The organism is uncultured Pseudomonas sp. (assembly GCF_913774235.1).
Lineage (GTDB): Bacteria > Pseudomonadota > Gammaproteobacteria > Pseudomonadales > Pseudomonadaceae > Chryseomonas.
Genome location: NZ_CAJYDW010000005.1, coordinates 160,279 through 178,766, shown reverse-complemented (window position 1 = coordinate 178,766; position 18,488 = coordinate 160,279). Strand labels below are relative to the sequence as shown.

The window sequence follows — 18,488 nt, the reverse complement described above, 5'->3', positions numbered from 1 at the left end:
GGCCAAAAGCCGGGCATTGTAAGAGCTGGATGTGACAGGCTCCAGCGCTGTGCAGCCTACCCCTTGTGGGTGGGCGCGGTGGCCGAGCGATTACCGCGCGGGCCGGCAGCCGCCCAGGCGATCAGGCCGATCACCGGCAGCACGATGATGAGCACCGTCCAGCCAATCTTGGCGTTGTTGGTGCTGTCGCTGCGGATGACGTTGACGATGGCCCAGATGTCGAGCAGGAAGACGATGAAGCCCAGTACACCGCCAATGGTGGAATTGATCATGTCGCGACTCCCGTTACGAGGACACAGGTCTCGTCACTTGGGACTGGCGACGACGGCGGCTAGTTCGGCCGGCTCGCTTGGGCAGCGGCGCCGGCCAGGCGCTCAACCGAAGCGAGCCAGATCGATGTCGGCGAAGGACGCAACGCAGGGGTGGTCGCCCAGCTGGCCACCGGCGCGGACCAGGCCACAGGTCGGCAGGCCCGCCTGGCGCGCGGCGTCCAGCTCTTCCACCACGTCGGACAGGAACAGCAGCTCCGCCGGCGCGTGGGTGGTGGCCGAAGCGATGCGCGCATAGGACGCAGGCTCGCGTTTGCCGCCGGTCAGGGTATCGAAATATCCGGAAAACAACGGCGTGAGATCGCCGTGTTCGGAGCAGCCGAAGATCAGCTTCTGCGCCTGCACCGAACCGGAGGAATAGACGTACAGCGGCAGCCCGGCGGCGTGCCACTGGCGCAACGCCTGGACGGCGTCGGGGTAGACGTGGCCCTTCAGCGTCCCGGCGCGATAGCCCTCCTCCCATACCTGACCCTGCAGGGCCTTGAGCGGCGTGGCCTTGCGATCGGCGGCGAGCCATTCCAGCAGGATGGCGATCACCCGCTCCAGGTCGGCGTCCAGCTCGCCGGCTTCGGCGCGCACGGCATCGAGCTGTTCGGCCACCGCGGGCTCCCCGGCATGGGCGCGGACATAGGCCGGCAGATGTTCGCGGGCATAGGGAAAGAGCACGTCGAAGACGAAACTCACGGCACTGGTGGTGCCCTCGATATCGGTGAGGATGCCCTTGATGGTCACGCCTCGACCTCCAGACGGGGGAAGCGCCGGGCGATGTCGACGCCGGTGAAGTGGGCGACCCAGCCGTCGGGATTGTCGAACAGGCGGATGGCGACGAAGGACGGCGATTCGCTCATATCGAACCAGTGCGGCGTACCGGCCGGCACCGAGATGAGGTCGTTCTTCTCGCAGAGCACGGCGTAGACGTGATCATCGATGTGCAGGGTGAAGAGCCCCTGGCCGGCGACGAAGAAGCGCACCTCGTCTTCGTTGTGGCGGTGCTCTTCGAGGAACTTGGCACGCAAGGCATCCTTCTGCGGATGCTCGGGATGCATGCTGATGACGTCGACGGTCTGGTAACCGCGCTCTTCGATCAGGCGGTCGATCTCCGGCCGGTAGGCGGCGATCACCTCCTCCTGGCTGGCGCCGGGCGCCACCGGGGCGGAGGCCTGCCAGCGCTCGAAACGCACCCCGACCTCGGCCAGGGTGGCGGCGATGTGCTCGCCGTCGCTGATCACCTTCAGCGGCTGATTGGGTTCGGCATCGTGATAGACGGTCAGTCGGCTCATGCTCGCAGGCTCCGGGTCTTGAGTTCGCACTCGAAGAGGAATTCGAAGGCTTCCACGTGACGCAGGGCATCGGCCATGCGCGGCCCCCAAGTATAGAGGCCGTGGCCGCGGATCAGGTACCCCACGCAGTCGGGATGCACGTCGAGCCAGGTCTGTACCTGGTCGGCCAGGCGTGGGATGTCCTGGTCGTTGTCGAACACCGGCACCTCCACCCGCACCTCGTGGGTGGTGACGCCATGCAACGCCTTCTGCAACTCATAGCCTTCCAACAGCAGGCGGTCGCCTTGGAGTTCGCGGGAGAGCACCGTGGAGTTCACCGAATGGGTGTGCAGCACGGCGCCGATCTCGGGTTGCCAGCGATAGAGCTGGGTGTGCAACGCCGTCTCCGCGGAGGGCTTCTTCGCTTCCAGCGGGGTACCGTCGAGGTCGGTGGCGAGGACGTCGTCCAGCTCCAACTGGCCCTTGTGCTTGCCGGAGACGGTCAGCAGCAGACGACTGTCGGACAGCCGTACCGAGTAGTTGCTGCTGGTGGCCGGCGACCAGCCGCGACCATAGAGGAAGCGACCGGCGTCGATGATTTCCTGGGCCAGTTGCTCACGCTGCTGGATCATGGAGGGTTCTCCTAGGTTCTGTACGAAAAGTCGCCGAGCGACGGTCAGGCGAGGCGAAAAATTCTGAGGAAGCGGAGTTTACGACTGGTAAATGAGCATTCCGAAGGGTTTTTCAACGAAGCATCACCGAGCGCAGGCACTTTTCGTACTGGACCTAACGGACAAGAGGATGAGGAAGGCGCCTACCAACGCCGCCAGGCTGGCGCCAACGAAGGCCGCGAGGGCTCCGGACACCTGCCAGGCATAGCCAGCATACAGGGCGCCGAGCGCACCGCCAGCCCCGGAAAGCGCTGCATAGAGAGACTGGGCCTGGCCCTGGCGACGGCGGTCGAAATGGGATTGCACGAACTGGATGGCGGCCGCATGGAAGCAACCGAAGGTGGCCGCGTGCAGCAACTGGGCGAACAGCAGTACCGCCAGGTGATCGGCCAGGGCGCCCAGCAGTAACCAGCGCCCGGCGGCGATCAGGAAGGCGGCGACCAGCAGTCTGGTCAGGGCGATCCGGGCCAGCAACTGCGGCATGACCAGGAAGATCACCACCTCGGCGATCACGCCCAGCGACCACAGCTGGCCGATGACGCCGCGGCCATAGCCGAGTTCTTCCAGGTGCAGGGTGAAGACGGTGTAGTAAGGACCGTGGGACAGCTGCATCAGCGCGGCCGCCACGAAGAAGGCCAGCACCCGCGGCTGGCGCAGGGTGGTCAGGAAGGGCTCTGCCGGCGCCTCGGGGCGCTGACCGGGGTCCACCTTCACCCCCGGCACCGCGAGGGACGCCAGCAGGATAATCGCCATCACCAGCAGCAGGTAGGCGGGATAGAGATCCAGACTGACGAATTCGAAGGCCCAGCCGAGCCCCGCCACGGCGGCGATGAAACCGATGGAGCCCCAGAGGCGGATACGCGCGTAGCGCTGTGGCTGGTCGCGCAGGTGGGCCAGGGTGATGGCTTCGAACTGCGGCAAGACGGCGTGCCAGAAAAAGGCATGACCGGCCATGATCAGCGCCAGCCAGGCGAAGCCCTGGCCAAGGTAGATGCCGGAGAAACACAGCAGGGTGCAGGCGGCGCCGAGGCGGACGATGCTCAGGCGGCGCCAGCTGCGATCGGCCAGCCAGCCCCAAAGATTGGGTGCCAGCACCCGCATCAACATGGGGATGGCCACCAGTTGGCCGATGGCGGTGCCGGAAAAGCCCAGGTGGTGGAAGTAGAGCCCCAGGTAGGGCGCCGTGGCTCCCAGCAGCGCGAAGTAGGCGAAGTAGAAGCCCGACAGGCGCCAATAGGGCACCGCCATCGTCCGGCCGGCACTCGGTGCCTGTGCAGGATCTTGCGAGCTAGAGTCGGACAAGGCGCAGCGCCCAGCGGAAGTAACAGCCAACGGCTGGCCTGGAGGGTGAGCGCCAGCGAAGCAGAGGCCTGAGCGACGAATCGGACTCGCGCTCGAATCTACTTGGGATAGACGGGCGTTTTGCCGGCATCTTCAACGCCGTCTGGCCGACGCACAGCTGAGCATGAAGGGGGCTCAGAGCTGGGGCAGGACGGGCGTCCTGACCCGCACCTCGGCGTTCTGCGCGCGGTGGCGCAGCAGGTGATCCATCAGCACCAGAGCCATCATGGCTTCGGCGATGGGGGTGGCGCGAATGCCCACGCAGGGATCGTGACGCCCCTTGGTGATGACGTCGACGGCATTGCCGTGGACATCGATAGAGCGACCCGGGGTGGTGATGCTGGAGGTGGGCTTGAGCGCCAGGTGAGCGACGATGGGCTGGCCGGAGGAGATGCCACCCAGCACGCCGCCGGCGTTGTTGGACAGGAAGCCTTCCGGAGTCAGTTCGTCACGGTGCTCGGTGCCGCGCTGGGCGACACTGGCGAAGCCGGCACCGATCTCCACGCCCTTCACCGCATTGACGCTCATCAGCGCATAGGCCAGCTCGGCGTCGAGGCGGTCGAAGATCGGCTCGCCCAGGCCCGGCGGCACACCGTCGGCGACCACGCTGATGCGCGCGCCCACCGAATCCTGGTCGCGGCGCAGCTGGTCCATGTAGGCCTCCAGCTCCGGCACCTTGCTCGGATCGGGGCTGAAGAAGGCATTCTCCTCCACGCTATCCCAGGTCTTGAAGGGGATCTCGATGGGGCCCAGCTGGCTCATGTAGCCGCGCACCCGGATACCCTGGGTGGCCAGGTACTTCTTGGCGATGGCGCCGGCCGCCACACGCATGGCGGTTTCCCGCGCCGAGCTGCGACCGCCACCGCGGTAGTCGCGCAGGCCGTACTTGTGGTGGTAGGCGTAGTCGGCGTGCGCCGGGCGGAACAGGTCCTTGATCGCCGAGTAATCCTTGGACTTCTGGTCGGTATTGCGGATCAATAGGCCGATGGGGGTACCGGTGGTGACTCCTTCGAAGACCCCCGAGAGGATCTCCACCTCGTCCGGCTCCTGGCGCTGGGTGGTGTGGCGGCTGGTGCCGGGCTTGCGCCGGTCCAGGTCGCGCTGCAGGTCGGCGGTATCCAGCGGCAGTCCGGGGGGGCAACCATCGACAATGGCGACCAGCGCCGGACCATGGCTCTCGCCGGCGGTGGTGACGGTGAACAGCGTGCCGAAGGTATTGCCGGACATGCGAGGGCTCCGCGCTACGGGTGAAAGGTATGGATGCAACTTAATTGGGCGATTTTACACGAGTCGTTGTCTTTTAAACGGATTGTGTGCGGGATAGGCCCCACACGCCCTGTGCTTCCGGTGCTCTCGTCCTCATGCGTCTGCTGTTTTCGATCCTGCTGAGCTTCGCCCTTCCCTCCCTCGCCAAGGCGGCCGATCCCGTGCTGTACCGTCCCATTCAGCTCGATACCGGCAGCGGCGTGCTCCAGGGCAGCCTGATCCTGCCGCGTAGCGAGCGGCCGCAACCGCTGGTGCTGTTCGTCTCCGGCTCGGGGCCTACCGACCGTGACGGCAATGGGCCCGGTGCCCGCAATGCCGCCCTGCAGCGGCTGGCCGAGGCGCTGGGCAAGCGACGCATCGCCAGCGTGCGCTTCGACAAGCGGGGCGTCGCCGCCAGCCGTGGGGCCGAGCCGGACGAAAGCCATCTCAGCGTGGAACGCTACGTCGCCGACCTGGTCGCCTGGATCAGGTTGCTGAACGCCGATCCGCGCTTTTCCCGGGTGATCCTGCTCGGCCACAGCGAGGGCGCCCTGATCGCCAGTCTCGCCGCCGATCAGGTACCCGTCGCCGGGGTGGTGACCCTGGCCGGCAGCGGGCGCCCCATCGACGTGGTGCTGCGCGAACAACTGGCCGGCAAGCTGTCGCCCGCCGCCCTGGCCAGCGCCCAATGGATCATCGACCAGTTGCTGCGCGGTACCCCGGTGCCCGAGGTACCGCGTGAACTGCTGGTGCTGCTGCGTCCCAGCGTGCAGCCCTATCTGATCTCCTTGTTCCGCCAGCATCCGTCCCAAGCCTTCGCGGCCATCCGGGCGCCGGCGTTGATCGTCCAGGGCACCCATGACGTCCAGGTGGACGTCGAGGATGCCCAGGCGCTCAAGCGCGCCAAGCCGGACGCCGAACTGGCCATCATCCCCGGCATGAATCACGTCCTGCGCATCGCCCCGGCGGACTTCCGGGCGCAGTTGCCCACCTACGACGATCCCGATCGGCCGCTGGCGCGCGAACTCATCGAACGGGTAGCCAATTTCGTCGAACGCTCAGGTTCCGTAGCCAACGGCCGATAAGCCGGCAAAGGCGCCCAGAAGGCGCGCTACCTGGAGCCTGCCTGTGGAAGCCCCCGAACAAGAATCTCCGGCCGTCGAGCCCGCCCCCCAAGAGCCCCATCCCTGGGCCACCCTGCCGCCCGAGCGCTTCCAGTTGCTGCGGCTGATGCCCTTGCCGGTGGATCGGCGGGTCGGGCCCCGCCCCCTGCGCTTCGTGCAACTCGGCCAGGTGGAGCGCCATGGCGCGGACGAGAGTCTGTTGCGACTGACGGTGCAGATTCCCGGGCAACTGTTGCACCGGGAAGTGAACGTGTTGGAAGTCTGGGTCGATCACCGGCTCGGCGAGATCCGCCTAGGCCCGGAGCGCGGCCTGCAGATCGAACCCGAGGAGCGCGGGCTGGGCCGCTTCCTGCTCGCTCGCGCGGCGGCCTGGGCCAAGCCCCGCTGGGGCCACTACGGCGTGCGCGACCTGCTGCTGGCGCGCCGGGATGCCCTCGATGAGGAGAGCCGCACACGCCGCGATCACGTTCTTACCAGCCAGGGCTTCGTGGTCGAGCACTCAGCGGACGACGAGCGACAGCTGCTCTGCCGGGCCGCCCGGGTCAGCCAACTGCGTGACGACTGGAATACCGACAAGGTGCAGGCGCTGTCGGTGCTGGACGGCGCCGCCCTGCTGGAGCAGTGCGACCGGGCGATCGACGAGCGCGACGCCAGCCTGCGCCAGCTGGAGGATCGCATCGCCCTCTATCGCCGCGATGACGTCTCCCTGAGATTCGCCATCGGCTGCCTGGCGGTCTTCTGCCTGTTCCAGGCGGCCCTGCTGATCTGGATGGCGTTGCGATGACGTCAGCAGTGACCTAGGCCAAGTCTCCGAGCCTGGCACACTGGCCGGCGGCGACCCGCCAGCCCTGGGTAGTCTCGTGCCACATACGGGTGTAGGCGAAGATGCCCGATACCGGATGGCCGGCATAGGTCGCTTCGAGCCTCGCCTGGGTGGTGGCGATGACGAGGTCACCCACGGCGTGCAGCCGCGACTCGAAGAGGTCGAGTCGCGTGATTCGCAGAATTCCGTCACGGTGGGCCGCGAGATCCTGCGCCTTGGACAGTACCTCCCCGGTAGGCCCGGTGAACACCAGGTCATCATCGATCAGGTCGTCTAGCTCAGCCACAGCGCCAGCGAGCATAGCCTCGCGCAGACGCTGCTCGTAGCGCTCCAGTTCTTCCGTACGCGACATGGTATCTATCCTTGGGTAGGGATCAGGCAAAGATACGCTCATCGGGCCGGTTGTAACTACCGACCAGCGTCGGCAGACTTGCCCCCGACGTGGACCCTGCTAACGTAGCGCACCCTTGGTATCCACCCACCGGAGTGCCCGTTCTTCATGGTCTCGTCCCTTCGCCTTCGCCAGCGCGCGCCCCTGCGCCTCGCCGCCCTCGGGCTACTGGTCACCCTCGCCGGCTGCCAGTATTTCGCCGAGGAATCGCCGACCCGCGGCCAGCCGCAACTCAAGGGCAGCCTGCCGCTGCGCGGCCTGGCGCAGACCGCCTCGGTGCGGCGCAACGCCGAAGGCCAGCCGCTGATCGAGACCACCACCTTCCACGACGCTCTGTTCGCCCTGGGCTACGTCCACGCCAGCGAACGGCTGCCGCAGATGATCGAGCTGCGCTTGCTGGCCCAGGGCCGGCTGGCCGAGGCCTATGGCGACAGCCGGCTGGATACCGACCGCTTCATGCGCGCCGTGGACCTGCGCAAGGCCGCCCAGGTGGCCTTTGCCAACGCCTCGCCGCGACTGAAGACCTTCTTCGAGGTCTATGCCCGCGGCGTCAACGCCTATCTCTACCGGGCCGGCGAGCGGGTCGAACTGAACGGGCACGACTATCGCACCGAGTACTGGAAACCCGAAGACAGCGCCCTGCTCTTCGAGCTGCTCAACTTCGCCCAGGCCGTGGACCTGCGCAAGGAAACCGCGGCCCTGGCCCTGGCGGCCCAGGTCGGCCCCGAGCGCCTGGCCTGGCTGCTGCCCACCTATCCCGACGAACCCCTGCCCGACGAAGAGACAGCCAAGCTGCGTGGCCTTAATCTGCGTGGCCAGGTACCCGGTCTCGAGGCCCTGCTGGACGTCCAGCGGCAATTGGCCCAGCTCGCACCCTTCGGCGGCCCCACCGGCACCGCCTGGGCGGCGACGCCCGGCCATACCCGCAGCGGCCGCAGCCTGCTGGGCGTGGACAAGGTCAGCGCCTTCGATGGCCAGTCGCCCTTCACCCTGGTGACCCTGAGAGCGCCGCGCTTCGAGGCGGTGGGTACCACCCTGCCCGGTCTGCCGCTGCTGCTGGATGGCTACAACGGCAAGCTGGCCTGGGGCGCTGCCACCCTGATGGGCGATAGCCAGGATCTCTACCTGGAGCGCCTGCAACGCCAGGGCGGTCGCCTGCAGGTACAGAGCAACGGCCAGTGGCAGCCCGCCAGTGAGCGGGTGGAAACCTTCTTCATCCGCGGCGAGAAGCCGCGCCGGGAAACCCTCTACAGCAGTCCACGCGGCCCGCTGCTCAACCTGGCGCTGGCGCCGGACGCCAATGGCTATGGCCTGGCCCTGCGCAGCAGTCGCCTGGAAGCCGACAAGAGTCTGGATGCCCTCTTCGACCTCTCGCGCGCCAAGGACGTGGAGCGCGCCTTCGAACTGGCACGGGACCTGCGAGCCAGCGACTGGAACCTGGTGTTCGCCGACGCCGAGCACATCGGCTGGCAGGTGACCGGCCGCTACCCCAACCGGCGCAGCGGCCTTGGCCTGCTGCCCTCGCCCGGCTGGGACGAGCGCTACGCCTGGGACGGCTACGCCGATCCCATGCTGCACCCCTACGACCAGGACCCTGCCGAGGGCTGGCTCGGCACCGCCAATAACCGGGTGGTACCGCGTGGCTACGGCATGCAGCTCTCCAGTAGCTGGGCCGGCCCCGAGCGTCAGGAGCGCCTGGCGCAACTGGCCGGCCGCTCCGCACGCCTGGACTCCCGTGATGCCATGGCCCTGCAGCAGGACCAGACCACTACCCTGGCCGCCAAGCTGAAGACCCAACTCGGCGCCCCCGGCTTTGCCACCCCGCTGCGCCAGGCCATCGCCGCCCTGCCCGCCGACCAGCGCCGCGCGGCGGAAGAAGCCCTGAGCCGCCTGCTGGCCTTCGACGGTCGCCTGACAGCCAGCTCGGCCGATGCGGCGATCTACGAGACCTTCCTTCAGGTCCTGGCCGAGCAGACCTTCGCCAAGGCACTCGGGGGGACCGACAGCCCGGCCTGGCACGCCTTCACCACGCTGAGCGATACCGGCTACAACCCCGTCGTCGACCACCTGCTGGCACGGGACGACAGCCCCTACTGGGGCGACGGCCCCCAGGCGGGCAAGCCCGCCGTCTTCGCCCGCGCGCTGGCCGCCACCATCGACCGCTGCGTGGCGCAACTGGGCAGCGACCGCGCCGCCTGGCAGTGGGGTCGCCTGCATCGCCTGGCCGGTGCTGCCTCCGGCGGCGATGCGTCCACCCTGGACCTGACCGCCAGCCACTGGGGCGGTGACTCGAAGGTCTGGCTGGCGCCGGCGCTGCGCCTGGTGGTGGACTTCGGCCTGACCGAGCCGCTGCAGGCTAGCCAGGCCGGTACCCCGGGCAATGGCTGGGTCAAGGGCCAATACCAGAGTCTGCCGCTGCAACCGCAGAACCTGGAACGCGTCTATGGCCGCGACCGCCTGCTGCTGATACCGCAGAAGTGAATGCCAGGGACGAGCCCCATCGCGGGTTCGTCCCATTGCCGCAGGCCCTGGGCGAGGCAGCCGCTGCAGCCAGGTAGTCTGCCGTGCGGGATACGCGCCCCGCATGGAAGGCTTGACGCTGCCCGCGTGCCTGTCCCCACAATGGCTCACGAAAGGTCGTGTGAATGCCCAAGTCAGCCGCCGGAGACCCCATGCCCGCCTCGTCCCCCTCGTCCGCCGCGCACCTCTGGGTAGCCGGCTCGGACGCCCCGGAAAAACCCGAACTCAACCTGGGCTTCCTGCCGCTGAGCGATGCCGCTTCACTGATCGTGGCGGCGACCCAGGGCTTCGGCGAACCCCACGGCCTGACCCTGCACCTGCATCGCCAACCGTCCTGGTCGGCGCTGAGAGACAACCTGCTCGGCGGCCGCCTGGATGCCGCCCATAGCCTCTACGGCCTCGTCTACGGCATCCAGCTGGGCCTGGGCGGCGCCCCGGCGACCGACATGGCGGTACTCATGGGCCTGGCGCAGAATGGCCAGAGCATCAATCTGGCGCGCAGCCTGGCGCTGGCGGGCGTAAAGGACATTGCTTCCTTCGTGGCCCGTGTTCGCGAGCCCGGCGCCCAGCCGCTGACCCTGGCGCACACCTTCCCTACCGGCACCCACATCTTCTGGCTCTATTATTGGCTGGCCGCCCAAGGCATCCACCCCCTTCACGACGTGCGTACCGTGCTGGTACCGCCGCCGCAGATGCCCGAGCACCTGGCCGCCGGCCGAGTGGACGGCTACTGCGTGGGCGAGCCCTGGGGCGCAGCCGCGGTGGCCGGTGAGCAGGGCTTCACCCTGACCACCACCCAGGCCATCTGGCCGGACCATCCGGAAAAGGTGCTGACCTGCACCCGCGCCTTCGCCGAACGCTATCCCAACACCGCCCGCGCCTTGATCCGCACCCTGCTCGATGCCAGCCGCTTCATCGAGGAAAACGCCGAGAACCGCGCCAGCACCGCCCAGCTCATCAGTGGCGCAGCCTATGTCAACGCCGAGCCGGCGCTTGTGAGCGAGCGCTTCCTCGGTCGCTACCAGGATGGCCTGGATCACCACTGGGAGGATGCCCACCCACTGGCTTTCCATCGCCAGGGGGAAGTCAACCCACCCTATCTCTCCGACGGTCTCTGGTTTCTCACCCAATTCCGTCGCTGGGGCCTGCTGCGCGAAGACCCGGACTACCAGGGCATCGCCGCGGCGGTGCAATGCACCGAGCTGTATCGTGACGCGGCCACCAGCCTGGGGCTGGCGGTGCCGGCCACCCGGCGCCACAGCGTCCTGCTCGATGGCCGCGCCTGGGACGGCAGCGATCCGGCCGGCTACGCCCGCAGCTTCGACCTCCACGCCCTCGCCGACCACTAGGGAGCACGACCTTGCGCATCCTGCTCATCGACGACACCCCCAAGAAGGTCGGGCGGCTGAAGGCCGCACTGATCGAAGCCGGCTTCGACGTCATCGAGGAATCCGGCCTGACCATCGACCTGCCGGCGCGCATCGAGGCATTGCGGCCGGACGTCATCCTGTTCGATACCCAATCCCCCGGCCGCGACGTCATGGAGCAGGTCTGCCTGGTCACCCGCGACCAGCCCCGGCCCATCGTCATGTTCACCGACGAGCACGATCCCCAGGTGATGCGCCGGGCCATCCAGTCCGGGGTGAGCGCCTACATCGTCGAGGGCATCCAGACCAGCCGCCTGCAGGCCATCATCGATGTCGCCCGGGCGCGTTTCGAGACCGACCAGGCCCTGCGCGCCGAACTCCAGGCCCGTGAGCAGCAGTTGCTGGAGCGCAAGAAAATCGACCAGGCCAAGGGGCTGCTGATGAAGATGCGTGGCTGCAGCGAGGACGAGGCCTACACCCTGATGCGCCGCCAGGCCATGAGCAAGCAGCAGAAGCTGATCCAGGTAGCCGACCAGATCATCGCCATGAGCGAATTGCTCGGCTGAAATATCTTGTAACATTTCGGCAATCAGCGCATCCCAGACTGGGGGCCACCGTCAACCGGAGACCTCCCATGCGCGCTGTCACCGCCAGTCTTATCTGCGGATTGCTGCTCACCCCGCTGGCCCAGGCGGCCAGCACCCAACCCCAGGCCTTCCTCACCAGCCTGGAACAGGCTGGCAAGACCGGGGCCTTCGCCCAGCTGGAACAGCGCCAGCGCGAACTGCTGGTGCAGCGCCTGCGCCAGGCCGCCCAGCCACTCGACCAGAGCGGCATCGAGCACGTCCGCCAGACCGCGCCCCTGACCGATGAGGCCTGGCTGACCGCGCAAGGCTACGACTTCGCCAAGGAGCAGTTGCAACAGGCCGACATCCAGGTGCTGGAAGGCTTCCGTACCCTGCCGCAGAGCCTGCTGGCGGCCAGCACGGCCACCGTCGTGCGCATCAATCACAGCGCCTCGCCGAAGCTGCAGGACCGGGCGGTGCTCGATGCCAACGGCATCGCCTTCCTCTACTACCTCGCCGACGCCCTGGGTCCGCGCCTGGGCCAGGCCTTCCTCGACGCCTACGAGCGGGGCGACCTGGGCAAGGCCGCGGCGCTGATCAAGGCCTCGGAAGTGAGCACCGCGCCGGCCAAGAAATACTTCGATTACCCGCGTCCCTTCCTGCTGCCGGACAAACCGGTGACCCTGGTGCCGGATCGCGTGGTGGTGGGCGATGGCAAACCCTATGTCGCCTCGGCCGGCGCCTTCCCCAGCGGCCATAGCACCGTGGGCTATACCGACAGCCTGCTGCTCGCCGCCATGCTGCCCGAACGGGCCCCGGCCCTGATTGCCCGCGGTGCCGGCTACGGCTACTCGCGGCAGGTACTCGGGGTGCACTATCCGCTGGACGTCATCGGCGGACGCATGATCGCCCAGTACAACGTCGCCCACTACCTGGCCGACCCCGCCTATCGCCGCCTGTTCGACGAGGCGCGCGAGCAACTGCGTACGGCCCTGACCAAGGCCTGCGGTGTGGCCCTGGGCCAGTGCGCCGCGAGCGCAGCGGTCGGCCAAGACCCCTGGAACAGCCGCGCGGCCTTCGCCTTCAACCACTACACCCTGAGCTACGGCCCGCCCACTGCCGGTTCAGTCAAGCAGCCGATCCAGGTTCCCGCCAGCGCCCCTGGCCTGGCCCAGGCCCTGGCACCGGCGCTCGACGCCGCCGCCGCCCAGGCACGCCTCGCCAAGCCCCATGGTGTGCCCGAACTGGGCCTGGATCCCGCCCATAACCAGTGGCAGCGACTGGATCTGCTGGACGTCATCCGCACGCCCTGAGTGTCGCCGCACCGCCGAGAGTCAGCTACGACCGGCAGGGAAGCCGGCCACCTCCGTGGAAGAGTTGGCAAAATTCTGTAAAAATACCGACTTCACGGACTCGCTCAATCAAAAGGACTTATGCCCATGAGCTCGCTGCAATCCGAAATGCTGGTCGAACAAAAGGTCGCCAACGCGCGCAAATCCACCGGCGCCGCCTATGTCATCTGGTTCTTCTTCGGCATACTCGGTGGTCATCGCTTCTACCTCGGCCGCAACGGCAGTGCCTGCGTCATGCTGGTGCTCTGGCTGATCGGTTGGGTCACGTTCTTAATCCCCTGGATCGCGATCGGCATCTGGTGCCTGGTCGATGCCTTCCTCATCCCTGGCATGATCCAGGAGCACCAGGACAAGGTGCGGCAGCAGGCACGCCTGGAAGTCGCCGTGCTGCAGGGCAACCCATCGCTCTGATGAAGGTCGGGGCGCTCGGCACGAGCTGAGCGCCCGCGCGATTTTTTCCTCGACAAGCGCAGCGACCTGCGGCTAATGTCCGCTGCAGGTCACCTCCTGTGACCCACGTCGCTCGGACGGTTCCGGGCGCTTACGTACTTCGAGGAACGCATGACTGACTCCAGTCCCGTGCGCCGCTTTGCGCGCATCGATCGCCTGCCCCCCTACGTCTTCAACATCACCGCCGAACTCAAGATGGCCGCGCGCCGTCGCGGTGAGGACATCATCGACCTGTCCATGGGCAACCCGGACGGGGCCACGCCGCCGCACATCGTCGAGAAGCTCTGCCAGGTCGCCCAGCGCGAAGACACCCACGGCTATTCCAGCTCCAAGGGCATTCCCCGGTTGAGACGCGCTATCTCCCATTGGTATCGCGACCGCTACCAGGTGGAAATCGATGCCGATAGCGAAGCCATCGTCACCATTGGTTCCAAGGAAGGCCTGGCGCACCTGATGCTGGCCACCCTGGATGCCGGCGATACGGTGCTGGTGCCCAATCCGAGCTATCCGATCCATATCTACGGCGCGGTGATCGCCGGCGCCCAGGTGCGTTCGGTGCCCCTGGTACAGGGCATGGACTTCTTCGCCGAGCTGGAAAGAGCCATCCGCGAAAGCATTCCCAAGCCGAAGATGATGATCCTCGGCTTCCCCTCCAACCCCACCGCCCAATGCGTGGAGCTGGACTTCTTCGAGCGCGTGGTGGAACTGGCCAAGCGCTACAACGTGCTGGTGGTACACGACCTGGCCTACGCCGATATCGTCTTCGACGGCTGGCAGGCGCCATCCATCATGCAGGTACCCGGCGCCAAGGACATCGCCGTGGAGTTCTTCACCCTGTCCAAGAGCTACAACATGGCCGGCTGGCGGATCGGCTTCATGGTCGGCAATCCCGAGTTGGTCGCCGCCCTGGCGCGGATCAAGAGCTACCACGACTACGGCACCTTCACCCCGCTGCAGGTGGCGGCCATCGCCGCCCTGGAAGGCGACCAGCAGTGCGTGCGCGACATCGCCCTGCAGTACCAGCAGCGCCGCGACGTGCTGGTGCGCGGCCTGCACGAAGCTGGTTGGATGGTGGAGAATCCCAAGGCCTCCATGTACGTCTGGGCGAAGATTCCCGAGCCCTATGCCCACCTGGGCTCGCTGGAATTCGCCAAGAAGCTCTTGGCCGAGGCCAAGGTCTGCGTCTCGCCGGGGTTGGGCTTCGGCGACTACGGCGACGACCATGTGCGTTTCGCCCTGATCGAGAACCAGGACCGCATCCGCCAGGCGGTGCGCGGCATCAAGCAGATGTTCCGCGCCGATGGCCTGCTGCCCAAGGCTGCCACCCGTAAGTCCGGGGTCGAATCGGCCTGAGGTCACGCCGCGCCGTTGACCGGCGGCGCGGCGAATCCTTGTCAGTCCTGGCGTTCCAGGCTATAAGCGCTTAGAGCACCCTCGGGACACCACCATGCTGAAAGGCCTGTTCAACCTGCTCAAATCGCCTTCCGCGGACGAACTCAAGTTGGCCGCGAGCATCAACAACACCTACAAATCCATGCGTGTCGTCGGTCGCGGTACCGTGCGCATCGATCCGGCGGAAGTCTTCGACTCCCCCGAGTTCAAGGAAGACCTGGCCCGCGCCCGGCGCCTCATCGAACTCTGATGTTCCTGCTGCTCCTGCCGATCCTGGTCAGCGGCTTTCTCGTCTGTCACAAGCATCCCCTGTATTTCTATCGCCTGCATCGCTACGAGGGCCAGTACCTCTATCTGCAGAGCGCACGCTTCGGTCTGTTCTGCACCCTGCTCGCCGTCACTCTGCACCTGGGCATCGCCCAGCTCCTGCAGGAACGTACCTGGTCGCTGGGCGGTTGGCACTTCTCGCTCGACTACTTCGCCGGTCTGGCCGAACTCCTGCGCCGCACCGGCACCCTGGACGATTCGTTGCAAGCCGCCTGGATCCTGCTGGTAACGGTGACCGCCCTGGTGATTCCCAGCGGCTGGGCCGCATTGGCGCGTTTTACCATCAAGCGCAAGTATGGCCTGAGCGAAGACAACTACCGCACCTTCATCCTCGCCGGCATCCTCAAGGACAGCCCGCTGGACGACCTGCTGATGACTGCCTCCATCAATCGGGAGACGCTGATGCTCACCCTGGAGGAGCGCAAGGTGTACGTCGGGCGGATCACCACCCTGGGCGAACCGAGTGAAACGGAGGGTGCGGACCAGGACGTCTGCATCAAGCCGATCATGAGCGGCTACCGCGACAAGGACAAACTCTGGGTGACCTTCACCACCCACTACGCGGACAAGGGCAAGGACATCTATCTGACGCTCAAACAGAGCCAGATCGTCTCGGCAACGCGCTTCGATTTCGATGCCTATGAAGCGTTTCGCTCAAGCGTAAGCCGCGCCTGACGCGGCCTTCAGGAATTTTAAAAGGGAACGTATGACTTTTTAGGCAGGTCCCACTTGCAAGGCGGACACCCTCAGGTGGCGCCTTTCATACTGCCTAGAAATCAGGAGCACCCTCATGACGCCCATGCTGAAGAAAGCTTCCAGCCTGTCCCTTGCCATCCTGCTGGCCGCTGGTGCCGGTCTGGCCCAGGCCGCCGACAAGCTCTCCCCGGCCCAGTTCGTCGACGACGCCTCGGCCAAGGGTATCGCCGAAATCGAAGCAGGCAAGCTGGCGCTGGAGAAGAGCCAGTCCCAGGACATCAAGACCTTCGCCCAGCGCATGATCGACGACCACACCAAGGCCAACGAGCAGTTGAAGAGCCTGGCCCAGCAGAAGAAGCTGGAGGTCTCCAGCGACGCCGAGCTGATGGACAAGGCCAAAGCCATGATCCTGCAGGTGCGCGACGATTCCTTCGACCGCTCCTACGCCAACAACCAGGTGGTGGCCCATGAGCAGACCATCCAGATCTTCCGCACCGAATCCCAGACCAGCGACGATGCCGAGCTGAAGGCTTTTGCCGAGAAGACCCTGCCGACGCTGGAGCATCACCTGCAGGAAGCCAAGGCATTGCAGACCAAGTACGCGAAGTAGCTGCAAGCCTGTTATCGCGGCCGTGGCGGTCCGCCAATGCGGCCTCTTCTACAGCGGGTGATGCTCTTGTAGGAGCGGCCCGTGGCCGCGATAGCCCCCTACCTACTCCATGACGCACTAATCGCGGCGTAGCCTTTTCCCCTGAGGCTTCGTGACGAAGGGCGCCCTCACCCCAACCCTCTCCCAAGGGGAGAGGGAGCTATCCGAGCAGGCACTCAGCTCCATCAGCCCCGGCAAGTTAGCCGTAGTGTGGAAAACGGCGCAGCCTTTTCCACTGGGGCTTCGTGACGAAGGGCGCCCTCACCCCACCCCTCTCCCGAGGGGAGAGGGGGCTATCCGTATAGGCATTCAGCTCTATCAGCACCGGCAAGCTAGACGTGGAAAGCGGCGCAGCCCTTTCCACTGGGGCTTCGTGACGAAGGGCGCCCTCACCCCAACCCTCTCCCGAGGGGAGAGGGGGCTATCCGAGCAGGCGTTCAGCTTCATCAGCCCCGGCAAGCTGGTGATCGGCCATCGGCCGGCCGCCATGGCCGCGATTGAAACGGCCCCAGCTGCTCTACAAAGCGCCAATAGAGGGCAATCTCCGCCAACAGCGCCCGATCATTGTGCAGCGCTTCATGCTGTTCAGACGCTGCCAACCCCGTCAGCCTCGCTCAACCGCGGGCTTGGACAACTTGGCGTCGCTCTTGCAAAGCATCCGCTAGCGGTGGCCAACGGCGGTCACCCCAACCGACAAAGGCGTCAGTTCACCTCCCGGCAACGGGGCGGGTGACTGGCGCCTTTTTCATGCCTGCGATGTGCCCGAGGTGCCCCATGAGTCCCAGTTTCTGGAAAGCCGGCCATGCGCCGACCCTGTTCGCCGCCTTCCTCTACTTCGACCTGAGTTTCATGGTCTGGTACGTGCTCGGCCCGATGGCGGTGCAGATCGCCACCGACCTGCAGCTGACTACCCAGCAGCGCAGCATGATGGTGGCCACGCCCATCCTGGCCGGCGCGGTATTGCGGCTGATCCTCGGCTTCGTCGCCGATCGGCTGTCGCCCAAGACCGCCGGCATCATCGGCCAGGTGGTGGTGATTCTCGCCCTGCTGGTGGCCTGGCAACTCGGCGTACATAGCTACGAGCAGTCGCTGCTACTGGGCTTGTTCCTCGGTTTCGCCGGGGCGTCCTTCGCCGTGGCCTTGCCGCTGGCATCCCAGTGGTATCCGCCGCAGCACCAGGGCAAGGCTCTGGGTATCGCCGGTGCCGGCAACTCCGGCACGGTGTTCGCCGCCCTCTTCGCCCCGGCGCTGGCCAAGGCCTTCGGCTGGACCAATGTGTTCGGCTTCGCCCTGGTGCCGCTGGTATTGACCCTGGTGGTCTTCGTACTCTGCGCCCGCAATGCCCCGGAGCGGCCGGCGCCCAAGACCCTGGGCGATTACGCCCGCGCCCTGGGTGATCGCGACAGCTGGTGGTTCATGTTCTTCTACAGCGTGACCTTCGGCGGCTTCCTGGGCCTGGCCAGCACCCTGCCCGGCTACTTCCACGACCAGTACGGCCTCGATCCGGTGGTGGCCGGCTACTACACCGCGGCCTGCGTCTTCGGCGGCAGCCTGATGCGGCCCCTGGGCGGCGCCTTGGCCGACCGTATCGGCGGCATCCGCGCCCTGCTCGGCATGTATACCGTGGCGGCCATCTGCATCGCCGCGGTGGGCTTCCACCTGCCCAGCGCCATGGCGGCGCTGGCGCTGTTCGTGGTCGCCATGCTCAGCCTGGGCGCCGGCAACGGCTCGGTGTTCCAGCTGGTACCGCAGCGCTTCCGCAAGGAAATCGGCGTCATGACCGGCCTGATCGGCATGGCCGGCGGTATCGGCGGCTTCGCCCTCACCGCCGGTCTGGGCGCCGTCAAGCAGGCCACCGGTGACTACCAGCTCGGCCTCTGGCTGTTCGCCGGCCTGGGTATCCTCGCCTGGTTCGGCCTGCTCAGCGTCAAGCGCCGCTGGCGCACCACCTGGGGCTCGGCGGCGGTCACTGCGGCACGAGTCTGA

The 18,488-nt window shown here is 66.6% G+C and carries 19 protein-coding genes; 12 read left to right on the top strand and 7 right to left on the bottom strand.

Annotated features, from left to right (window positions below):
* Positions 1-56: 56 nt before the first annotated feature.
* The 6 genes from QZ471_RS03325 to aroC all read right to left on the bottom strand — a co-directional run bounded on the left by QZ471_RS03325 (position 57) and on the right by aroC (position 4,827).
* Positions 57-272 (bottom strand): PLD nuclease N-terminal domain-containing protein, encoded by a 216-nt coding sequence (locus QZ471_RS03325; RefSeq protein ID WP_132832139.1) that lies wholly within the window; start codon positions 270-272, stop codon positions 57-59.
* A gap of 102 nt (positions 273-374) precedes the next feature.
* A complete protein-coding gene (gene mtnC / locus QZ471_RS03320; protein WP_295460862.1) occupies positions 375-1,061 on the bottom strand; it encodes an acireductone synthase in 687 nt (228 codons plus the stop codon).
* Positions 1,058-1,609 carry an acireductone dioxygenase gene (locus tag QZ471_RS03315; RefSeq protein ID WP_295460861.1) on the bottom strand — a complete coding sequence of 184 codons (552 nt, stop codon included), beginning with the start codon at positions 1,607-1,609 and terminating at the stop codon, positions 1,058-1,060. The genes mtnC and QZ471_RS03315 overlap by 4 nt, the downstream gene beginning before the upstream one ends.
* A complete protein-coding gene (locus QZ471_RS03310) occupies positions 1,606-2,220 on the bottom strand; it encodes a methylthioribulose 1-phosphate dehydratase (protein ID WP_295460860.1) in 615 nt (204 codons plus the stop codon). The genes QZ471_RS03315 and QZ471_RS03310 overlap by 4 nt, the downstream gene beginning before the upstream one ends.
* 123 nt (positions 2,221-2,343) lie before the next feature.
* Positions 2,344-3,507, bottom strand: a complete 1,164-nt coding sequence (locus QZ471_RS03305) for an MFS transporter (protein WP_295460859.1) — start codon at positions 3,505-3,507, stop codon at positions 2,344-2,346.
* A 228-nt stretch (positions 3,508-3,735) separates the two neighbouring features.
* The gene (aroC, locus tag QZ471_RS03300; RefSeq protein ID WP_295460858.1) at positions 3,736-4,827 is read right to left on the bottom strand and encodes a chorismate synthase; all 1,092 of its coding nucleotides are present in this window, start codon (positions 4,825-4,827) and stop codon (positions 3,736-3,738) included.
* Between the two features lie 134 nt (positions 4,828-4,961).
* Here aroC and QZ471_RS03295 point away from each other — a divergent pair, with 134 nt between their 5' ends.
* Together QZ471_RS03295 and QZ471_RS03290 are read left to right on the top strand one after the other, a co-directional pair.
* Positions 4,962-5,930 carry an alpha/beta fold hydrolase gene (locus QZ471_RS03295; RefSeq protein WP_295460857.1) on the top strand — a complete coding sequence of 323 codons (969 nt, stop codon included), beginning with the start codon at positions 4,962-4,964 and terminating at the stop codon, positions 5,928-5,930.
* 43 nt (positions 5,931-5,973) lie between these two features.
* A complete protein-coding gene (locus QZ471_RS03290; protein ID WP_295460856.1) occupies positions 5,974-6,753 on the top strand; it encodes a hypothetical protein in 780 nt (259 codons plus the stop codon).
* Between the two features lie 13 nt (positions 6,754-6,766).
* On the opposite strand, the gene QZ471_RS03285 is transcribed toward QZ471_RS03290, so the two are convergent.
* Positions 6,767-7,144: a nuclear transport factor 2 family protein gene (locus QZ471_RS03285; RefSeq protein ID WP_058761167.1), complete on the bottom strand. Its 378-nt coding sequence runs from the start codon at positions 7,142-7,144 to the stop codon at positions 6,767-6,769.
* A 147-nt stretch (positions 7,145-7,291) separates the two neighbouring features.
* Here QZ471_RS03285 and QZ471_RS03280 point away from each other — a divergent pair, with 147 nt between their 5' ends.
* The 10 genes from QZ471_RS03280 (at position 7,292) to QZ471_RS03235 (ending at position 18,488) form a co-directional block, all read left to right on the top strand.
* Entirely contained in the window at positions 7,292-9,664 is a 2,373-nt protein-coding gene (locus QZ471_RS03280) for a penicillin acylase family protein (RefSeq protein ID WP_295460855.1), read from the top strand.
* Positions 9,665-9,855: 191 nt separating this feature from the next.
* A complete protein-coding gene (locus QZ471_RS03275) occupies positions 9,856-11,052 on the top strand; it encodes a CmpA/NrtA family ABC transporter substrate-binding protein (RefSeq protein ID WP_295460854.1) in 1,197 nt (398 codons plus the stop codon).
* A gap of 11 nt (positions 11,053-11,063) precedes the next feature.
* Positions 11,064-11,636, top strand: coding sequence for an ANTAR domain-containing protein (locus QZ471_RS03270; RefSeq protein ID WP_295460853.1), 573 nt, complete (start codon positions 11,064-11,066; stop codon positions 11,634-11,636).
* A gap of 68 nt (positions 11,637-11,704) precedes the next feature.
* The gene (locus QZ471_RS03265) at positions 11,705-12,949 is read left to right on the top strand and encodes a phosphatase PAP2 family protein (RefSeq protein WP_295460852.1); all 1,245 of its coding nucleotides are present in this window, start codon (positions 11,705-11,707) and stop codon (positions 12,947-12,949) included.
* A gap of 126 nt (positions 12,950-13,075) precedes the next feature.
* Positions 13,076-13,399 carry a TM2 domain-containing protein gene (locus QZ471_RS03260; RefSeq protein WP_295460851.1) on the top strand — a complete coding sequence of 108 codons (324 nt, stop codon included), beginning with the start codon at positions 13,076-13,078 and terminating at the stop codon, positions 13,397-13,399.
* Positions 13,400-13,549: 150 nt separating this feature from the next.
* Entirely contained in the window at positions 13,550-14,791 is a 1,242-nt protein-coding gene (gene alaC / locus QZ471_RS03255; RefSeq protein ID WP_295460850.1) for an alanine transaminase, read from the top strand.
* A 94-nt stretch (positions 14,792-14,885) separates the two neighbouring features.
* On the top strand, positions 14,886-15,080 hold the full coding sequence (locus QZ471_RS03250; protein ID WP_295460849.1) for a hypothetical protein: 195 nt from the start codon (positions 14,886-14,888) through the stop codon (positions 15,078-15,080).
* Entirely contained in the window at positions 15,080-15,832 is a 753-nt protein-coding gene (locus tag QZ471_RS03245; protein WP_295460848.1) for a hypothetical protein, read from the top strand. The genes QZ471_RS03250 and QZ471_RS03245 overlap by 1 nt, the downstream gene beginning before the upstream one ends.
* 115 nt (positions 15,833-15,947) lie before the next feature.
* A complete protein-coding gene (locus QZ471_RS03240) occupies positions 15,948-16,463 on the top strand; it encodes a DUF4142 domain-containing protein (RefSeq protein ID WP_295460847.1) in 516 nt (171 codons plus the stop codon).
* Positions 16,464-17,276: 813 nt separating this feature from the next.
* A complete protein-coding gene (locus tag QZ471_RS03235) occupies positions 17,277-18,488 on the top strand; it encodes a nitrate/nitrite transporter (protein ID WP_295460846.1) in 1,212 nt (403 codons plus the stop codon).